The following is a 16,932-nucleotide window of genomic DNA, read 5'->3' as shown; positions in this document are numbered from 1 at the left end:
TGGGTTAACGATATTTTTACACCGGACAACCCGCTTTGCGCAAAATGGCGTTAAATCGTTCCGGATCGCTGCTGCCGCTGGCATTATTTGCTCTGATGGCGTCCTCTTTCTTTAAATGCGCTTTGGCACGGACCAGCACGCTCTCTGCGTCATACGGGGAAATAGCCAGTGCGCCATCGCTGTCAGCCAGCACCAGATCGCCTGGGTTAACCACCATGCCGCCGCAGGCAATCGTCACATTGACTTCACCCGGCCCGCTTTTATCCGGGCCGCGATGGGTATGGCCTTTGGCAAAGACCGGCACCTGGCCATCGGCCCATTCGGCTAAATCCCGGATGGCTCCGTCAACGATAAAACCGGCGATCTTCTTCGTCAGCGCCGTCGTACGGATCAGTCCGCCGATCAGCGCCTGCGTCAGGTCGCCACTGCCGTCGATGACGATCACATCGCCGGGCTGCGCCTGCTCCAGCGCCTTATGGATCATCAGGTTATCCCCCGGGCGGACTTTAACCGTGATGGCCGGGCCGCAGATGCTGATATTCACATCCTGATGGTAACGCTGTAATCCGGTCGCGCCGCTAATCCGCCCCGTGCAGTCTCCGGCCACCGCGACGGGAATAGACTGAAACTCTGCAATAATCTCGCTTGAGAGAATGTTCTTACGCTCAGCAATATAAAATCCGGCTGGCCAGCTGCTACGTTCGTTATTCATAGTACCTCTGCGTTAATATCATCTGTTTACGCCTGCTATCCTTGCGGACATTATTGTTGTGATGATTTATTTCCACTAATATACTTTTTTATTAGATCAATGAATTCCAGGAATGAGTGATGAATAACAGAGAGTTAGGTTACTTTATGGAGGCGGCCCGCATAATGAATTTGGGACAGGCTTCACAAAACCTCAATATCACCCAGCCAGCGCTTTCTAAGTCGATCGCTCGCCTGGAAAAAGATCTTAATATCAAACTGTTCAGGCGTTCCGGCCGGGGTCTGGTGCTGACCGAAGCGGGGGATATCCTTTACCAGCGTGGGCTGATGCTGCAAAGCTCGTGGGATGACGTCGCGAAAACCATGGCGGAGTTAAGCAACGGACGACGGGGAGTGGTACGGGTAGGCAGCGCGGGATCCGCGACCCAGTTTCTGCTGCCGGAGGTATGCAAGCGCCTGCAGCAGGAAGCGCCAAATGTGAAGCTGGAAATCCAGATAGGCATGAATGATGTCCTGTTCAGCCTGCTTGATAAGCATGAACTGGATATCATTATTGGGCCGCTGGTGGGCTATAACAAACCGGTGGTGCAGCTTCCGGTAACGACCGATAGGGTGGTGGTGGCCGCCTCTCGTTCCCATCCTCTGGCGAACGGGCCAGCCAGCCTGCGTGAACTCAGCCGCTATGGCTGGATCCTGCCTGCTAAAACCGTTTCCATGCGCCAGTGGCTGGAGCGTATTTTCTATGAAAATCACTGTGCGGCGCCTGATGTGAAAATCGAGATCAGCTCTCTGGCCGCCGTTCCGGGGCTGATTGCCAGCAGCGGCCTGCTGAGCTTTATTTCTGAAAACAGTCTGGCAGAAAAAGAATTTGCCTCATTGCTGACGCGTATTGATAACAGCCAGCTGGTGATGACCCGCCGTGTGGGCATCACCTTTTTGCAGGATGCGTTTTTATCACCGGCCACGCAGCAGGTTATTGATATCACCTGCGCGTACGGGCAAAAATAAGGACGTATCTATCTTAAAACGATCTGCGATTTTTTTGCATAGCATTAAAAAAACAGCGTAATGATTATTTTTATTCGGCTTAATGCATGAATTGTTCTTGTTCTTCTTAATGGTATTAATAGATGAACTGATGAGCTTGTTGGGTCTGGTTAATCTGGATATTCTTCCAAAATTAGCCGCGTGCCCAAGTGCCAGATGATGAAACAATACCGGATAGATAATCAGCTTCTCTACAATCCCGACGACCGTTCTTTGGTGAGAATTGATGACGACCTCTCCAGGGGCGTCCTAACCCCAATCAGCAACAGGCTCTTTTGTTTATTTTTAGAAAGTGACGGTAGCGTAATGCCGCGCGATACCCTGTTGCAAAAAGTCTGGGATGATCACAACCTGATTGCCTCCGGCAGCAATCTCAACAACTATATCAGCAGTTTAAGGAAGCAGCTTGCGGCTCTTGGTCTGGAAGTCCCGCTGATTATCACCGAACCTAAAATGGGCTTCAGAATCGATGCCGATCGGGTAAAAGTGCAGATTGATGCCGATGAAGTTCTCATGCCTGGCGCACTGAGTGAGGCACCTCATCCTGGTGAGCAGCCTGAACTTTCAGAGAAGACAATTTCTGCTCAATCGGCAGGGGAAGGTCCGTTTAACGCGAGCCGAATCTGGCTTTGGGTCTTCGCCGCCGCTGTCGTGCTGACTTTACTTGCCGGGGGAATGATGTTGATACCGGTGATTTTACGGTTACCGCCGTTGAAGTAAGGCTGGGTGGAATCGTTCGCCGGTGCTTTGTTGGCCGTATTTATCCGACAGCGTGGACACTACCCGCGTTTCGACAATCAGCTAATTCAAACAGGATGCCCGGTCATTTTTCTTAACAAAAATTTGCGACCTGGTGCAGCAACATCGCATTATCATCGCAGATCGTTCAGGCGGGAACTCATATCAGGCGACAGCGTCTAACAAAGCACATCGAAACCAGCCTGAGTGAATCAACTATCCTGATATCTGTGGCGACGGCGTAATGACGTGTCGCTAATCGTCGTTAAAAGTGGAGACGTTATGCGTAAGTTGCAAGTGATGTTGTGTTCAGCGGTATTATCAACGATGGCGCTGGGCAGCGTTTCTGCTGCCTGGGCTGATGACGAGCAGAATGCGGTTCAGCAGGCTCCCGAATCGGTTGCTCAGCAAGCGGATCCCGCCGTGCAGGAAAGCCAGACCACGGAAGCGCCAGCCGAAACCGCTACCGCTGAGCAGCCCTCCGACCAGGCCGTGCAGGCACCGACTGACCCCGCCGATCCCTACAGCGTAAAAAGTTTCTTCGCTGACTTTACGCATTTTGCCATCGGTGACACGGTGCCCGATCTTTATCGCACTAAGAAGTATGAGGTGACCCAGTGGACGGTACGCCATCTGCCGGCCCCGGTTGCCGAAAGCCACTGGACCTATATGGGCGGTAATTACGTGATGATTGCCAATGCCGACGGGAAAATTCTCAAAGCAGAATCCGGTGAGATCTATTATAAACACTGATTGAACATCCGCAGCGGGGCGTTTTCTCTACCCGCTGCGCAGTTTTATTACCCGACGGGTAAATCCACTTTAATTCCATCCTGACTCTGTTTTACCATCAGCTTTCTGATTCTTTATGCACGGTTAAATGGATACCCCATGCGTTTTCTGGCAACTCTTCTCCCCGCAGTCGCATTACTTTCAGCCTGTAGCAGCCAGCCGCAGCAGGCTCCGGCTGAACCGCACGGTAATCCGTTTAAGGGTAACGGTGGTTTCCTTCTCAGCCCCGATCATACGGCCGCGCCTTTTGGGGGCGATTTTTCCGATAATCAGGCCGCGAATGCCTTTATCGACAAAATGGTGCGCGAGCACGGTTTCGACCGTCAGCAGCTTCATGACGTGCTCGGGCAGGCGAAAAATCTGGACTGGATAATCCGGCTGATGGATCGCCAGGCTCCGACAACGGCTCAGGGGCCAACCGGGCCTAACGGCGCCTGGATACGCTACCGCAGCAAATTTATTACGCCGGACAATGTGCAGAACGGTGTGGCCTTCTGGAATCAGTATCAGGATGCACTGCAGCGCGCGCAGCAGGTTTACGGCGTGCCGCCGGAGATTATCGTCGGGATTATCGGCGTTGAGACCCGCTGGGGCAGGGTGATGGGCAAAACGCGCATCCTTGATGCGCTGGCGACGCTGTCCTTTAACTACCCGCGCCGCGCCGCCTACTTTAGCGGGGAGCTGGAAACCTTCCTGCTGATGGCGCGTGAAGAGGGCGATGACCCGCTGAATCTGCGCGGCTCCTTTGCCGGTGCAATGGGTTACGGTCAGTTTATGCCGTCGGCATTCAAACAGTATGCGGTGGACTTTAACGGCGACGGCCATATCAATCTCTGGGATCCGGTGGATGCGATCGGTAGCGTGGCGCACTATTTCCAGGCCCACGGCTGGCTGACCAACGGCACGGTTGCCGTGCAGGCCAATGGCCAGGCACCGGGTATGGAGAGCGGATTTAAAACGCGCTACTCGGTGGCCACGCTGGCCGCAGCCGGGCTGTCGCCGCAGATCCCACTGGATAACAATCAGCAGGTCAGCCTGCTTAAGTTCGATATGGGCAGCAGCTATCAATACTGGTACGGCCTGCCAAACTTCTATGCCATTACCCGCTATAACCACAGTAACCATTACGCGATGGCCGTATGGCAGCTGGGAGAAGCGGTAGGGCACGCCCGCCGGGGAATGTAATTCCTGCAGGTGAAATTGTTGCGATTTCGTTATTTATCGCCAGCGCGGCCGGGCCTACACTGTGTCCGGTCGCACAACTTACCGAGCGAGGAATAATGAAAGACTGGAACCCCGATCTTTACCGGCAGTTTGAAGCAGAACGTACCCGTCCGGCGCAGGAGCTGCTGAGCCGAATCCCCCTGACTCACGTTACCTTTGCCACCGATCTCGGCTGCGGGCCGGGCAACAGTACCGAACTGCTGTGCAACGCCTGGCCCGCTGCACACGTTACCGGGCTGGACAGCTCACAGGCGATGCTCGATCAAGCGCAGCAGCGACTGCCCGGGTGTACCTTTGCCCGCGAAGATATTCGCCGGTGGCAGGCTGCTCAACCGCAGGATGTTATCTATGCCAACGCATCGCTGCAGTGGCTGACGGAGCATCAGACCCTTTTACCCCATCTGATTTCCCAGCTTGCCCCATCGGGCGTGCTGGCGGTACAAATGCCGGATAACCTTGAACAACCTACCCATCGCCTGATGCGCGAGGTGGCGCAGCGTGCCCCGTGGGTGGATGTTATCGATCCGCAGGCCGCAGACAGGAAGAAGCTGCTGTCCACGGAGCAGTATTACGATCTGCTTGGTGGGGCGGGATGCCGGGTTGATATCTGGCGTACCACCTATTATCACGTGATGCCTTCGCCACAGGCGATCGTTGACTGGCTGCGCGCGACCGGGCTGCGGCCGTTTCTTGCCGCTCTGGATGAGCCGCAGCAGGAGGCCTATCTGGCCGAATATCAGGCCGAAATTGCCCGGGCCTATCCTGTCCGGGCCGATGGCAACCTGCTGATGGACTTCCCCCGTTTGTTTATGGTGGCGCAAAAATTTAACGCCGGGCTGGAAGAGGGGCCGCAAAAACGGCTTCCTCTGCTCCCGGAGTGGCGTAAAAATGGTAGGCTTTGCGGCAATAAAACGAAAAGGTACTCACAATGACGGATGAACAATTCACGCAGTTAAGTACCCGTGTTGGCCAGCTGCTGTTAGCCCGTGGTGCGACGGTGACCACCGCCGAGTCCTGTACCGGGGGCTGGATTGCCAAGGTTCTGACCGATATTGCAGGAAGTTCTGCATGGTTTCATCGCGGTTTTGTGACCTACAGTAATGAGGCCAAACAGCAAATGATCGGCGTCAGTGAGCGTTCGCTGCTGGAACACGGTGCCGTCAGCGAAGCCGTCGTGCGTGAAATGGCACAGGGCGCGCTGCGCGCTGCCGCAGCGGATTTCGCGATTTCGGTCAGCGGCATCGCCGGGCCTGACGGCGGCAGCGAGGAAAAACCGGTCGGTACGGTATGGTTTGGTTATGCCTGTGCGACGGGCGAAGTGCAGGCCGAGCGCTGCTGTTTCAGCGGAGACCGAGAGGCGGTGCGCCGTCAGGCAACCGCCCGGGCGCTACAAACCCTACTCGATCGTTTTCTGAAAAATTAAACTTGATACTGTATGACCATACAGTATAATCACTGCATATTTTAGAGACAAAGCAGCGTCCGCGTGTGCTTTACCCGCATGACTAGGAGTAAAAATGGCTATTGACGAAAACAAGCAAAAAGCACTGGCAGCAGCGCTGGGCCAGATTGAAAAGCAATTTGGTAAAGGCTCCATCATGCGCCTGGGTGAAGACCGCACTATGGATGTTGAAACCATCTCTACCGGCTCTTTATCGCTTGATATCGCGCTTGGCGCGGGCGGCCTGCCGATGGGCCGTATCGTCGAGATCTACGGGCCGGAATCTTCAGGCAAAACCACGCTGACTCTGCAGGTGATTGCTGCCGCACAGCGTAAAGGTAAAACCTGTGCCTTTATCGATGCCGAGCACGCGCTGGATCCCGTCTATGCCAAGAAGCTGGGCGTGGATATCGATAACCTGCTGTGTTCCCAGCCGGATACCGGTGAGCAGGCGCTGGAAATCTGTGATGCGCTGGCGCGTTCTGGTGCAGTCGATGTCATCATCGTTGACTCCGTTGCGGCCCTGACGCCAAAAGCGGAAATCGAAGGTGAGATTGGTGACTCCCATATGGGCCTTGCGGCACGTATGATGAGCCAGGCGATGCGTAAGCTGGCAGGTAACCTGAAAAACTCCAATACGCTGCTGATCTTTATCAACCAGATCCGTATGAAGATTGGTGTGATGTTTGGTAACCCGGAAACCACCACCGGCGGTAACGCGCTGAAGTTCTATGCCTCCGTGCGTCTGGATATCCGCCGCATCGGCGCGATTAAAGAGGGCGACGAGGTTGTGGGCAGTGAAACCCGCGTTAAAGTGGTGAAGAATAAAATCGCTGCGCCTTTCCGCCAGGCGGAATTCCAGATCATGTACGGTGAAGGCATCAACATCTTTGGTGAGCTGGTGGATCTGGGCGTGAAGCACAAGCTGATTGAAAAAGCGGGTGCATGGTACAGCTATAACGGTGACAAAATCGGTCAGGGTAAAGCGAATGCTTCAAACTTCCTGAAAGAGAACCCGGAAAAAGCCAACGAAATCGATGCGAAGCTGCGTGAGATGCTGCTGAACAGCCAGGACCAGAAAGCTGATTTCGTCCCTACGGCAGAAGAAGCGAGCGAAGAAACTCACGAAGACTTCTGATTCGTCTGACTTTTTTGCAATACGAAAAAGGAACGGTAACCCCGTTCCTTTTTTTATGGGCGATGTCTGCTGCGTGCAGATCATCATAATCCGGCCAAACCTCCTGCCCCCGCGGCGTTTTTTCCTCGCCAGCCTCGTCGTCAGACGTTACCCTTATGGATGCGTTTTTGCATTAAAATGGTACTGCCTTTATGACCGAACATTCAGAACGCACCCGGCATGCCCGCCTGCTGGAGCGCGCAACGCGTATTCTTGCCATGCGCGACCACAGCGAGGCAGAGTTTCGCCGTAAGCTGACGATAGCCACGGAACGCGCGGCGCAGTTTTCCCGCAGTGAAACACCACCAGAGCCGTTAACGACGGAAGAGGTCGATCGGGTGGTGGAATGGTGCTATCAGCACAACTGGCTGGACGATGCCCGCTTTGCTGAACGTTATCTGGCGGGGCGCAGCAGAAAAGGCTATGGCCCACAGCGCATCAGGCTGGAGCTGGGACAGAAGGGAGTGGACAAAGCCTTAATCGATGAGGCAATGTTTAACACGGAAACCGACTGGCAAAGCCTGGCCTTTAGCCTCGTTGAGCGGAAGTTTGGCTTACCGCTTCCTACGGAATGGAAGGAAAAAGCCAAAGTGCAGCGTTATCTGATGACAAAAGGCTTCTTTATGGAAGATATCAGGTCTGTTTTCACAAATTTTGATGATTGAGCGCCAATGGGATTTTACTTCCCTCGGAAGAAAATTTATCTTATTCACCACTTTTTGTTCGTGTGTCGCCGCAGGCAGATGTTATTCCGGCGCAGTAAGACCCACGAAACGTTCGTTAGCGTGATTCCAGGACAAATATGAGCAAGAGCACTGCGGAGATTCGTCAAGCGTTTCTCGACTTTTTCCAGAGCAAGGGACATCAGGTTGTAGCCAGTAGCTCCCTCGTCCCCAACAACGATCCGACCTTGCTGTTTACCAACGCCGGGATGAACCAGTTCAAGGACGTCTTCCTTGGCCAGGATAAGCGTAACTACACCCGTGCGACAACTTCGCAGCGCTGCGTGCGCGCCGGTGGTAAACACAACGATCTTGAAAACGTTGGCTACACGGCCCGCCACCATACTTTCTTCGAGATGCTGGGCAACTTCAGTTTTGGTGACTATTTCAAGAAAGAGGCGATCGCCTTTGCCTGGGAACTGTTGACCGGTTCGGCGTGGTTTGCACTGCCGAAAGAAAAACTGTGGGTGACCGTGTACGAAACCGATGATGAAGCCTTTGATATCTGGGCGAATGAAATCGGCGTACCGCGCGAGCGTATTATTCGCATCGGCGACAACAAAGGCGGCGCTTACGCCTCTGACAACTTCTGGCAGATGGGCGATACCGGCCCTTGCGGTCCGTGCTCTGAAATTTTCTTCGACCACGGCGACCACATCTGGGGTGGCCCTCCGGGCAGCCCGGAAGAGGACGGTGACCGCTACATCGAGATCTGGAATATCGTATTTATGCAGTTTAACCGTCAGCCTGACGGTACCATGCTGCCGCTGCCTAAGCCTTCGGTTGATACCGGAATGGGGCTGGAGCGTATCTCTGCGGTTCTGCAGCATGTGAACTCTAACTATGAAATCGATCTGTTCGCCAAACTGATTGCGGCCGTGGCGCAGGTTACCGGTGCCAGCGATCTCGGCAATAAATCGCTGCGCGTGATTGCTGACCATATCCGCTCCTGTGCCTTCCTGATTGCCGATGGCGTGATCCCATCGAATGAAAACCGCGGCTACGTGCTGCGTCGTATCATTCGTCGTGCGGTTCGTCACGGCAACATGCTGGGTGCGAAGGGCACCTTCTTCTACAAGCTGGTTGCTCCACTGATTGAAGTGATGGGTGCGGCAGGCGAAGAGCTGCAGCGCCAGCAGGCTCAGGTTGAGCAGGTTCTCAAGTCAGAAGAAGAGCAGTTCGCGAAAACGCTGGAGCGTGGTCTGGCGCTGCTGGACGACGAGCTGGAAAAACTGCAGGGCGATACCCTGGACGGTGAAACCGTCTTCCGCCTGTATGACACCTTTGGTTTCCCGGTCGATCTGACCGCCGATGTGTGCCGTGAGCGTAACCTGAAAATTGATGAAGAAGGTTTCGAGCGGGCGATGGAGCAGCAGCGCCAGCGCGCGCGTGATGCCAGCGGTTTTGGCGCTGACTACAGCAGCGTGATCAGCATTGATAAAGCATCAGCGTTTAAAGGCTATGACCAGCTGGCGCTGAATGCGACCGTTACCGCCATTTTCGTTAATGGCCAGGCGGCCAGCGAAATCACCGCCGGTCAGGAAGGGGTGATTGTTCTGGATGAAACGCCATTCTACGGCGAATCAGGCGGACAGGTTGGCGATACGGGCGAACTGAAAGGTGATAACGCCAGCTTTACCGTGACCGATACCCAAAAATACGGTCAGGCGATTGGCCACAGCGGCAAACTGGCCGTGGGAACATTACGCATTGGCGATCGTCTGGCGGCTCAGGTTGATGAAGCGCGTCGTGCACGTATCCGTCTTAACCACTCCGCAACGCACCTGCTGCATGCTGCGCTGCGCCAGGTTCTGGGCGATCACGTGGCACAGAAAGGCTCACTGGTGAACGATAAGTACCTGCGTTTTGACTTCTCGCATTTTGAAGCGATGAAGCCGCAGGAAATCCGCCAGGTTGAAGAGATCGTCAACGCGCAGATCCGTCGCAACCTGGCGATTGATACCAATATCATGGAGCTGGAAGCGGCCAGAGCCAAAGGCGCTATGGCGCTGTTTGGCGAGAAGTATGATGACCATGTGCGCGTCGTCGGCATGGGTGACTTCTCAACCGAGCTGTGTGGTGGCGTTCACGCCAGCCGCACCGGCGACATCGGTCTGTTCCGCATTCTTTCCGAATCCGGTACGGCTGCGGGCGTGCGCCGTATTGAAGCCGTAACGGGCGAGGGCGCACTGTCTCAGGTTTACAGCCAGAGCGAGCAGCTGCTGGATATTGCTCAGTTGGTGAAAGCGAATAGCAATAATCTGAATGATAAGGTTCGCGCGCTGATCGACCACGCACGCGGACTGGAAAAAGAACTGCAGCAGCTGAAAGACCAGCAGGCAGCGCAGGAGAGCAGTCTCCTGAGCAGTAAAGCGATTGCCGTGAAGGGCACGAAGCTGCTGGTGAGTGAATTGAAAAACGTAGAGCCGAAAATGCTGCGTACGATGGTAGACGATCTGAAAAATCAGCTCGGCTCCGCGGTTATCGTGCTGGCAACCGTTGCAGATGGAAAAGTCTCCCTGATCAGTGGGGTGACTAAAGACCTGACCGATCGTGTTAAAGCGGGTGAGCTGGTTGGCGAACTTGCACAGCAGGTCGGCGGGAAAGGTGGCGGTAGGCCGGACATGGCTCAGGCGGGTGGTACAGATGCGCAGGCTCTTCCTGCTGCGCTGGCTGGCGTTGAGTCCTGGGTGGCTGCAAAACTGTAACACCGATAAGAATGTACCGCTGTAGAGCGCCAGGAGGAAAAATCCTGGCGCTCTTCGTATGCGGTGCGCACTGTAATCATAAAGTCAGGTTGATGAGCAGGTTTTCGGCTAAACTAAGTATCAGCAGAATGTATTAGTATGAGGATGCACTCTTGGTGTATTTGTCATAACCTACATTGCACGTTGTATGATGGATAATGCCGGGAACAGTTAACCCGACTCTTTTAATCTTTCAAGGAGCAAAGAATGCTTATTCTAACTCGTCGAGTTGGTGAAACCCTCATGATCGGTGATGAGGTTACTGTAACTGTGCTGGGTGTTAAAGGTAACCAGGTCCGTATTGGTGTGAACGCCCCTAAAGAAGTATCGGTGCATCGCGAAGAGATTTATCAGCGTATCCAGGCTGAAAAAACTCAGCAAACGAGCTACTAACGTATTCAGCGCCTCGCTCTTCGTAGCGAGGCCACTGCCGCTTTGCCCCGATTCGCCCTCATTTTGCCCCACAATTTTGACATTCTTGTTTTTGCTCCCTGACTTTTCCATCAAATCAGCAAGCCTCGCGGGTTTTTCGCCCTGTGCTTTTGATCGCAGTACGCCGTTTTTACTGTTGATAATTCACTCTTTTTGCCTTTAAAACCGCCGGATTGCATGGCTTTTGTGCAATTGAACGCAGAGGGCGAAAAAAGGGGGAGAAATTGTTTGACTTACAACGCCCAGAAAGTAATATGTGCGCCACGCAGTGCCGATGAGCAGTTAGAAAGTTCTGAAGCACAACTCGAAAGAGTGCTAGTGGTGAGGTGGCCGAGAGGCTGAAGGCGCTCCCCTGCTAAGGGAGTATGCGGTCAAAAGCTGCATCCGGGGTTCGAATCCCCGCCTCACCGCCATTTTGCATCCATAGCTCAGCTGGATAGAGTACTCGGCTACGAACCGAGCGGTCGGAGGTTCGAATCCTCCTGGATGCACCATCTCTCTTAAAGTGGCATAAGCGGCTTTATAAGAAGTAGTACGATACAGCGTTAGCAGCCTGTGTCGCGGTGAGTAGTTAAGCACCCTGCGTTATACAAGAATTAGCAATGCATCCATAGCTCAGCTGGATAGAGTACTCGGCTACGAACCGAGCGGTCGGAGGTTCGAATCCTCCTGGATGCACCATTCATCAGAGTGGCAGTGATTTTCTTCAGTATCTCCTCAGGTTTGTCGCGTTACCCCCCAATCAAAAGTTTTTCCGATGCATCCATAGCTCAGCTGGATAGAGTACTCGGCTACGAACCGAGCGGTCGGAGGTTCGAATCCTCCTGGATGCACCATATTTTAGTCAAGCATTTCCCGATGCATCCATAGCTCAGCTGGATAGAGTACTCGGCTACGAACCGAGCGGTCGGAGGTTCGAATCCTCCTGGATGCACCATCTCTCCTGATTTCTACTATTCCTCAATCTCGCTCGTCGGCCATCTACGATTGTGCCGCCATGTTGCCGTCACCCTGTTTTCCTCATCTGTTCGTTCCCCCTCTGTCTTTTTATCTTTAGCCCGTTATCCGCTGTTATCCTGCATTTTAATTCGTTTTCCTGCGGCCGATTTGCTGTTAGAAATCCCTATGGCTTTCAAGGCATTTGCGGATCCACGCTGACAGCGACATTCATACGGCTTTACGCTAAAGTAATCGTTCCTTTATCAGGGTGGTTAAGAGAATGTACGACGCTTACGACGGCTTGATTTTCGATATGGATGGCACCATCCTCGATACTGAACCCACGCACCGCCAGGCCTGGCGTCAGGTGCTGGCTCAGCACGGGATGGCATTTGATGAAAAGGCGCTGATTGGCCTTAATGGTTCTCCGACCTGGCGCATTGCCCAGTTTATCGTTGAGCAGCATCAGAGCGATCTCGATCCTCACCGCCTTGCCGCGGAGAAGACCTCTCTATTTAAAAGCATACTGTTCGATGTGGTGAAACCGCTGCCGCTGATTGACGTGGTGAAAGCCTATAAGGGGCGCCGCCCGATGGCGGTAGGAACCGGTAGTGAACATGCCATGGCGGTTGCGCTGTTGCAGCATCTGGGACTGCGTGATTACTTCTCGGCCATTGTCGGAGCAGATGATGTTAAACGTCATAAGCCAGAGCCTGATACATTTATTCGCTGCGCCGAACTGATAGGCGTTCCGCCTGCGCGCTGCGTGGTATTTGAAGATGCTGACTTTGGTTTGCAGGCCGCGCGTGCAGCGGGTATGGATGCTGTTGATGTTCGTCTGCTGTGACTGAGTGGCTGACTTACGGTTCGATGTTTGCCAGCAGTTTTCTGAGTGCTACGCTGTTGCCCGGCAGCTCAGAGGCGATGCTGGTTGGCCTGTTGCTGGCCGGCAAAGCTTCGGCCGTAACTCTGGTGGTGATTGCTGCCGTGGGTAACACTCTCGGTGGCCTGACAAACATTCTGATCGGTCGCCTGCTGCCGCTAAAAGAACAGGGGCGATGGCATAAAACAGCAATGGCATGGCTGCATCGTTTGGGGCCAGCCGCGCTGCTATTGAGCTGGTTACCGGTGATCGGTGACCTGCTGTGCGTTATTGCCGGCTGGCTGCGTTTCGCCTGGCTGCCAATGGTGTTTTTCCTCGCCGTTGGCAAAACCTTGCGATATATAGTGCTGGCTGCTGCAACTTTACAGGGCATGGAATGGTGGCATTGATTCGCTATTAGATGGTGCTACGGTTAACATTATGCTTAACAATAATAAATTTTCTCTGAGCGGGAGGTCAATTTGATCCCGGACGTATCACAGGCACTTGCGTGGCTGGAAGCCCACCCTGGCGCACTTAAAGGAATTGGTCGCGGTATTGAACGCGAAACGCTGCGTGTCAGGCCCGATGGACATCTGGCTACAACCCGGCACCCATCGTCTCTGGGATCCACCTTAACGCATAAGTGGATCACCACCGATTTTGCGGAAGCGCTGTTAGAATTTATCACGCCGGTCGATCAGGATATTGATCATCTGCTGGCATTCTTGCGTGATATTCATCGTCACACCTCGCGCGAGCTGGGTGAAGAGCTTATGTGGCCGATGAGTATGCCGTGTATTATTGAACCGGGGCAGGACATTGAACTGGCTCAGTACGGCAGCTCGAACATTGGCCGCATGAAAACGCTGTACCGCCAGGGGCTGAAAAATCGCTACGGTGCCTTGATGCAGGTGATTTCCGGCGTGCATTATAACTTCTCGCTGCCGCTCTCCTTCTGGCAGGCCTGGGCAGGCGTAGAAGATGCGGAAAGCGGTAAAGAGGCGATTTCAGACGGCTACCTGCGTCTGATACGCAATTACTATCGCTTTGGCTGGATTATCCCTTATCTGTTCGGTGCGTCACCGGCTATCTGCTCCTCTTTCCTGCAGGGTAAAGAAAGCAATCTGCCGTTCGATCGCAGTGAACAGGGCATGCTGTCGTTACCGTATGCCACCTCCCTGCGCCTGAGCGATCTCGGTTATACCAATAAGTCGCAGAGCAACCTTGGCATTACCTTTAACGACCTGCCTGGCTATATCAAAGCGCTGAAGGCGGCGATTAAAACCCCCTCCGCTGAGTTTGCGGCGATGGGCGTGAAGGACGCTAACGGTGACTGGCTGCAGCTGAATACCAATGTGCTGCAGATTGAAAATGAACTGTATGCGCCAATCAGGCCGAAGCGCGTGACGCGTTCCGGTGAAGCCCCTTCCGATGCGCTGCTGCGTGGCGGCATAGAATATATTGAAGTGCGCTCGCTGGACATTAACCCGTTCTCGGCTATCGGGGTTGATGATAATCAGGTGCGCTTCCTGGATCTGTTCCTGATCTGGTGTACCCTGGCGGAAGCGCCGGATATGAACAGCGATGAGCTGCTCTGTACGCGTAAAAACTGGAACCGGGTGATTCTGGAAGGCCGTAAGCCAGGGCAAACCATCGGTATAGGCTGCGGAGAGACGGAACAACCGCTGGTTGAGGTGGGCAAAGCGCTGTTCCGCGATCTGAAGCGGGTGGCTGAAACGCTGGACGGTCAGAGTGGGGAAAACCACTATCAGCAGGTGTGCGATCGCCTGGTGGCATCGTTTGACGATCCGGATTTGACCTACTCCGCACGTTTCCTGCAATCGCTGAAGGAAAACGGTATTGCCGGTACCGGACTGGCGCTGGCCGAGCAGTATCGTCAACAGCTGAATGAAGAGTCGCTGGAAGTATTGAGTGATGAACAGTTCGCTCAGGAAGCGCGGCGCTCGCAGGTAAGCCAGCAGCAGATTGAAGAAAGTGATACGCTGAGCCTGGAAGAGTTTCTGAAAGATAAAGGCTAGCGCTAAAAGAAAATGGCCACATCACTGTGGCCAAAGTAACATCTCTGTTGTCAGGGATGATGATAACAAATGCGCGTCTTTCATATAGTCAGACGCGAGCTGACAGAAAAAGTTTCACGATATCTAAAATAAATTCATTAGTTGAGGTAACAATATGCCATTGCTGGATAGCTTTACCGTTGATCACACCATCATGGCCGCTCCTGCAGTCCGCGTAGCTAAGACCATGAAGACCCCTCATGGCGATACCATCACCGTTTTCGATCTGCGTTTCTGCCGACCGAACATCGAAATCCTGCCTGAGCGCGGTATCCATACTTTGGAACACCTGTTCGCCGGTTTTATGCGCGATCACCTGAACGGTGAAGGCGTTGAAATCGTTGATATCTCGCCGATGGGATGCCGCACGGGGTTCTATATGAGCCTGATTGGTGTACCGGATGAGCAGCGCGTGGCGAAGGCGTGGAAAGCGGCAATGGAGGATGTTCTCAAGGTTGCCAACCAGAATGATATTCCTGAGCTGAACATCTATCAGTGCGGCACCTGTGAGATGCACTCACTGGAAGAAGCACAGGAAATCGCGCGCCACATTATCGCTAACGATATCCGCGTGAATCGTAATGAAGACCTGGCTTTACCGAAAGAAAAACTGAAAGAACTGCATATCTAAACGGTTTGGGGCGATCGGATTCACCGAACGTCCCTGTTATCGGTTGATCCTCTTCTGCAGCCGCAGGAGAGGGTATTTACGATGATGAACTCGCCGACTCTTTTAACGGCTTCTGCGGCGTTACGCGCACCTGCTTAATCATATTTTCCTGCACGTCCAGAATATCTACCGCGTATTGACCAATATGTATGGTGGTATCGGGTAACGGAATATCCTGTAGCTCTTCGAGGATCATACCGTTGACGGTGCGCGCACCTTCTTCCGGCAGCGTCCAGTTAAACGCTTTATTGAGTTCGCGCACGTTGGCACTGCCTTCAATCAGCACGGTACCGTCATTCTGTGGCACAACCTCTTCAGCCAGCGATGGCGACATCGAGGTGGTGAAATCACCGACGATCTCTTCCAGAATATCTTCAATGGTGACTAATCCTTTGATGTCGCCATACTCATCGACAACCAGCCCGACTTTTTCTTTATTGCGCTGAAACTTCACCAGCTGTACGTTCAGCGGCGTACCCTCGGGCACGTAGTAAATTTCGTCCGCGGCGCGCAGCATCACCTCTTTGGTGAACTCCCTTTTTTCCGTCATCAGACGATAGGCTTCACGTACGCGCAGCATGCTGATGGTATCGTCCAGCGAGTCGCGATAAAGAACGATGCGGCCGTGCGGGGAGTGGGCCAGCTGGCGGACGATGGATTTCCAGTCATCGTTGATATTGATGCCGACAATCTCATTACGCGGCACCATGATGTCATCGACGTTGACCTTGTCGAGGTCAAGTACCGACAGCAGCATGTCCTGATTACGGTGCGACATCAGCGAGCGCGACTCGTAAACGATGGTGCGCAGCTCTTCTTTACTCAATGCGGAATTAACCGAACCGTCGCTCTTCATGCCCACCATGCGCATCAGCAGGCGGGTAATCGTATTGAGTAGCCATACCAGCGGCATCATCACTATCTGCAGGGGGCCGAGCAGTACGCTGCTGGGGAACGCCACTTTCTCCGGGTAGAGCGCGGCGATGGTTTTCGGCAGCACCTCCGCAAAGACCAGCACCAGGAAGGTAAGGATACCGGTGGCAATCGCCACGCCGGCATCGCCGTACAGCCGCATTCCGACGATGGTGCCCAGCGCAGAAGCCAGAATATTCACCAGGTTATTACCAATGAGCACAAGGCTTATCAGGCGATCGGGGCGGCGGAGTAATTTCTCCACCCTGCGCGCGGCGCGATCGCCGTTTTTGGCCTGATGGCGCAGCTTGTAGCGGTTAAGCGTCATCATGCCGGTTTCGGAGCCGGAAAAGTACGCTGATACCAGAATCATGACAATCAGCGTCACGATCAGAGTCGTGGTGGAAACGTGTTCCAAGGGAAATCCTTGTTGTGGT

16 protein-coding genes and 5 tRNA genes are annotated in these 16,932 nt (G+C 53.8%); 19 read left to right on the top strand and 2 right to left on the bottom strand.

Annotated features, from left to right (window positions below; genetic code table 11):
* Window positions 1–16: 16 nt before the first annotated feature.
* Window positions 17–712, bottom strand: a complete 696-nt coding sequence (locus tag PGH32_RS13450) for an RraA family protein (protein WP_314426114.1) — start codon at window positions 710–712, stop codon at window positions 17–19.
* Window positions 713–831: 119 nt separating this feature from the next.
* Here PGH32_RS13450 and PGH32_RS13445 point away from each other — a divergent pair, with 119 nt between their 5' ends.
* The 19 genes from PGH32_RS13445 to luxS all read left to right on the top strand — a co-directional run bounded on the left by PGH32_RS13445 (window position 832) and on the right by luxS (window position 15,544).
* Complete coding sequence (locus PGH32_RS13445) at window positions 832–1,719, top strand: LysR family transcriptional regulator (RefSeq protein ID WP_337894303.1); 888 nt, start codon at window positions 832–834, stop codon at window positions 1,717–1,719.
* Between the two features lie 195 nt (window positions 1,720–1,914).
* On the top strand, window positions 1,915–2,478 hold the full coding sequence (locus PGH32_RS13440) for a winged helix-turn-helix domain-containing protein (RefSeq protein WP_337894302.1): 564 nt from the start codon (window positions 1,915–1,917) through the stop codon (window positions 2,476–2,478).
* A gap of 510 nt (window positions 2,479–2,988) precedes the next feature.
* Window positions 2,989–3,249 (top strand): RcnB family protein, encoded by a 261-nt coding sequence (locus PGH32_RS24715; RefSeq protein ID WP_443112797.1) that lies wholly within the window; start codon window positions 2,989–2,991, stop codon window positions 3,247–3,249.
* Window positions 3,250–3,387: 138 nt separating this feature from the next.
* Window positions 3,388–4,473: a lytic murein transglycosylase B gene (gene mltB, locus PGH32_RS13430; protein ID WP_337894300.1), complete on the top strand. Its 1,086-nt coding sequence runs from the start codon at window positions 3,388–3,390 to the stop codon at window positions 4,471–4,473.
* Between the two features lie 95 nt (window positions 4,474–4,568).
* Entirely contained in the window at window positions 4,569–5,444 is an 876-nt protein-coding gene (gene tam, locus PGH32_RS13425; protein ID WP_337894299.1) for a trans-aconitate 2-methyltransferase, read from the top strand.
* Window positions 5,441–5,935, top strand: coding sequence for a nicotinamide-nucleotide amidase (pncC, locus tag PGH32_RS13420; protein ID WP_314426127.1), 495 nt, complete (start codon window positions 5,441–5,443; stop codon window positions 5,933–5,935). The genes tam and pncC overlap by 4 nt, the downstream gene beginning before the upstream one ends.
* Before the next feature lie 94 nt (window positions 5,936–6,029).
* On the top strand, window positions 6,030–7,091 hold the full coding sequence (gene recA / locus PGH32_RS13415; RefSeq protein ID WP_314426130.1) for a recombinase RecA: 1,062 nt from the start codon (window positions 6,030–6,032) through the stop codon (window positions 7,089–7,091).
* 191 nt (window positions 7,092–7,282) lie between these two features.
* Window positions 7,283–7,795: a regulatory protein RecX gene (locus tag PGH32_RS13410; protein WP_314426132.1), complete on the top strand. Its 513-nt coding sequence runs from the start codon at window positions 7,283–7,285 to the stop codon at window positions 7,793–7,795.
* A 137-nt stretch (window positions 7,796–7,932) separates the two neighbouring features.
* Window positions 7,933–10,560, top strand: coding sequence for an alanine--tRNA ligase (gene alaS / locus PGH32_RS13405; protein ID WP_314426133.1), 2,628 nt, complete (start codon window positions 7,933–7,935; stop codon window positions 10,558–10,560).
* Between the two features lie 246 nt (window positions 10,561–10,806).
* Window positions 10,807–10,992: a carbon storage regulator CsrA gene (gene csrA / locus PGH32_RS13400; RefSeq protein WP_004155916.1), complete on the top strand. Its 186-nt coding sequence runs from the start codon at window positions 10,807–10,809 to the stop codon at window positions 10,990–10,992.
* 359 nt (window positions 10,993–11,351) lie between these two features.
* A tRNA-Ser gene (locus tag PGH32_RS13395) sits at window positions 11,352–11,444 on the top strand.
* A gap of 4 nt (window positions 11,445–11,448) precedes the next feature.
* Window positions 11,449–11,525 (top strand) — tRNA-Arg (locus PGH32_RS13390).
* A 110-nt stretch (window positions 11,526–11,635) separates the two neighbouring features.
* Window positions 11,636–11,712 (top strand) — tRNA-Arg (locus PGH32_RS13385).
* 78 nt (window positions 11,713–11,790) lie between these two features.
* Window positions 11,791–11,867: transfer RNA gene (locus tag PGH32_RS13380), tRNA-Arg, on the top strand.
* Window positions 11,868–11,891: 24 nt separating this feature from the next.
* Window positions 11,892–11,968 (top strand) — tRNA-Arg (locus PGH32_RS13375).
* Between the two features lie 282 nt (window positions 11,969–12,250).
* Entirely contained in the window at window positions 12,251–12,817 is a 567-nt protein-coding gene (yqaB, locus tag PGH32_RS13370) for a fructose-1-phosphate/6-phosphogluconate phosphatase (RefSeq protein WP_314427832.1), read from the top strand.
* Window positions 12,814–13,242, top strand: a complete 429-nt coding sequence (locus tag PGH32_RS13365; protein WP_314427829.1) for a YqaA family protein — start codon at window positions 12,814–12,816, stop codon at window positions 13,240–13,242. Before yqaB ends, PGH32_RS13365 begins: the two co-directional genes overlap by 4 nt.
* A gap of 72 nt (window positions 13,243–13,314) precedes the next feature.
* Window positions 13,315–14,874: a glutamate--cysteine ligase gene (gene gshA, locus PGH32_RS13360; RefSeq protein ID WP_337894298.1), complete on the top strand. Its 1,560-nt coding sequence runs from the start codon at window positions 13,315–13,317 to the stop codon at window positions 14,872–14,874.
* Window positions 14,875–15,028: 154 nt separating this feature from the next.
* Window positions 15,029–15,544 (top strand): S-ribosylhomocysteine lyase, encoded by a 516-nt coding sequence (gene luxS, locus PGH32_RS13355; protein ID WP_105593979.1) that lies wholly within the window; start codon window positions 15,029–15,031, stop codon window positions 15,542–15,544.
* Between the two features lie 76 nt (window positions 15,545–15,620).
* Here the strand turns inward: luxS and PGH32_RS13350 are convergent, their stop codons facing one another.
* Window positions 15,621–16,913: an HlyC/CorC family transporter gene (locus PGH32_RS13350; RefSeq protein ID WP_337894297.1), complete on the bottom strand. Its 1,293-nt coding sequence runs from the start codon at window positions 16,911–16,913 to the stop codon at window positions 15,621–15,623.
* Window positions 16,914–16,932: the final 19 nt, after the last annotated feature.

The sequence above is a fragment of the Erwinia sp. SLM-02 genome (assembly GCF_037450285.1).
Taxonomy (GTDB): Bacteria; Pseudomonadota; Gammaproteobacteria; order Enterobacterales; family Enterobacteriaceae; genus Erwinia.
Note: the sequence above shows the minus strand (reverse complement) of the source record. Positions and strands in the feature narration are given on the sequence as shown.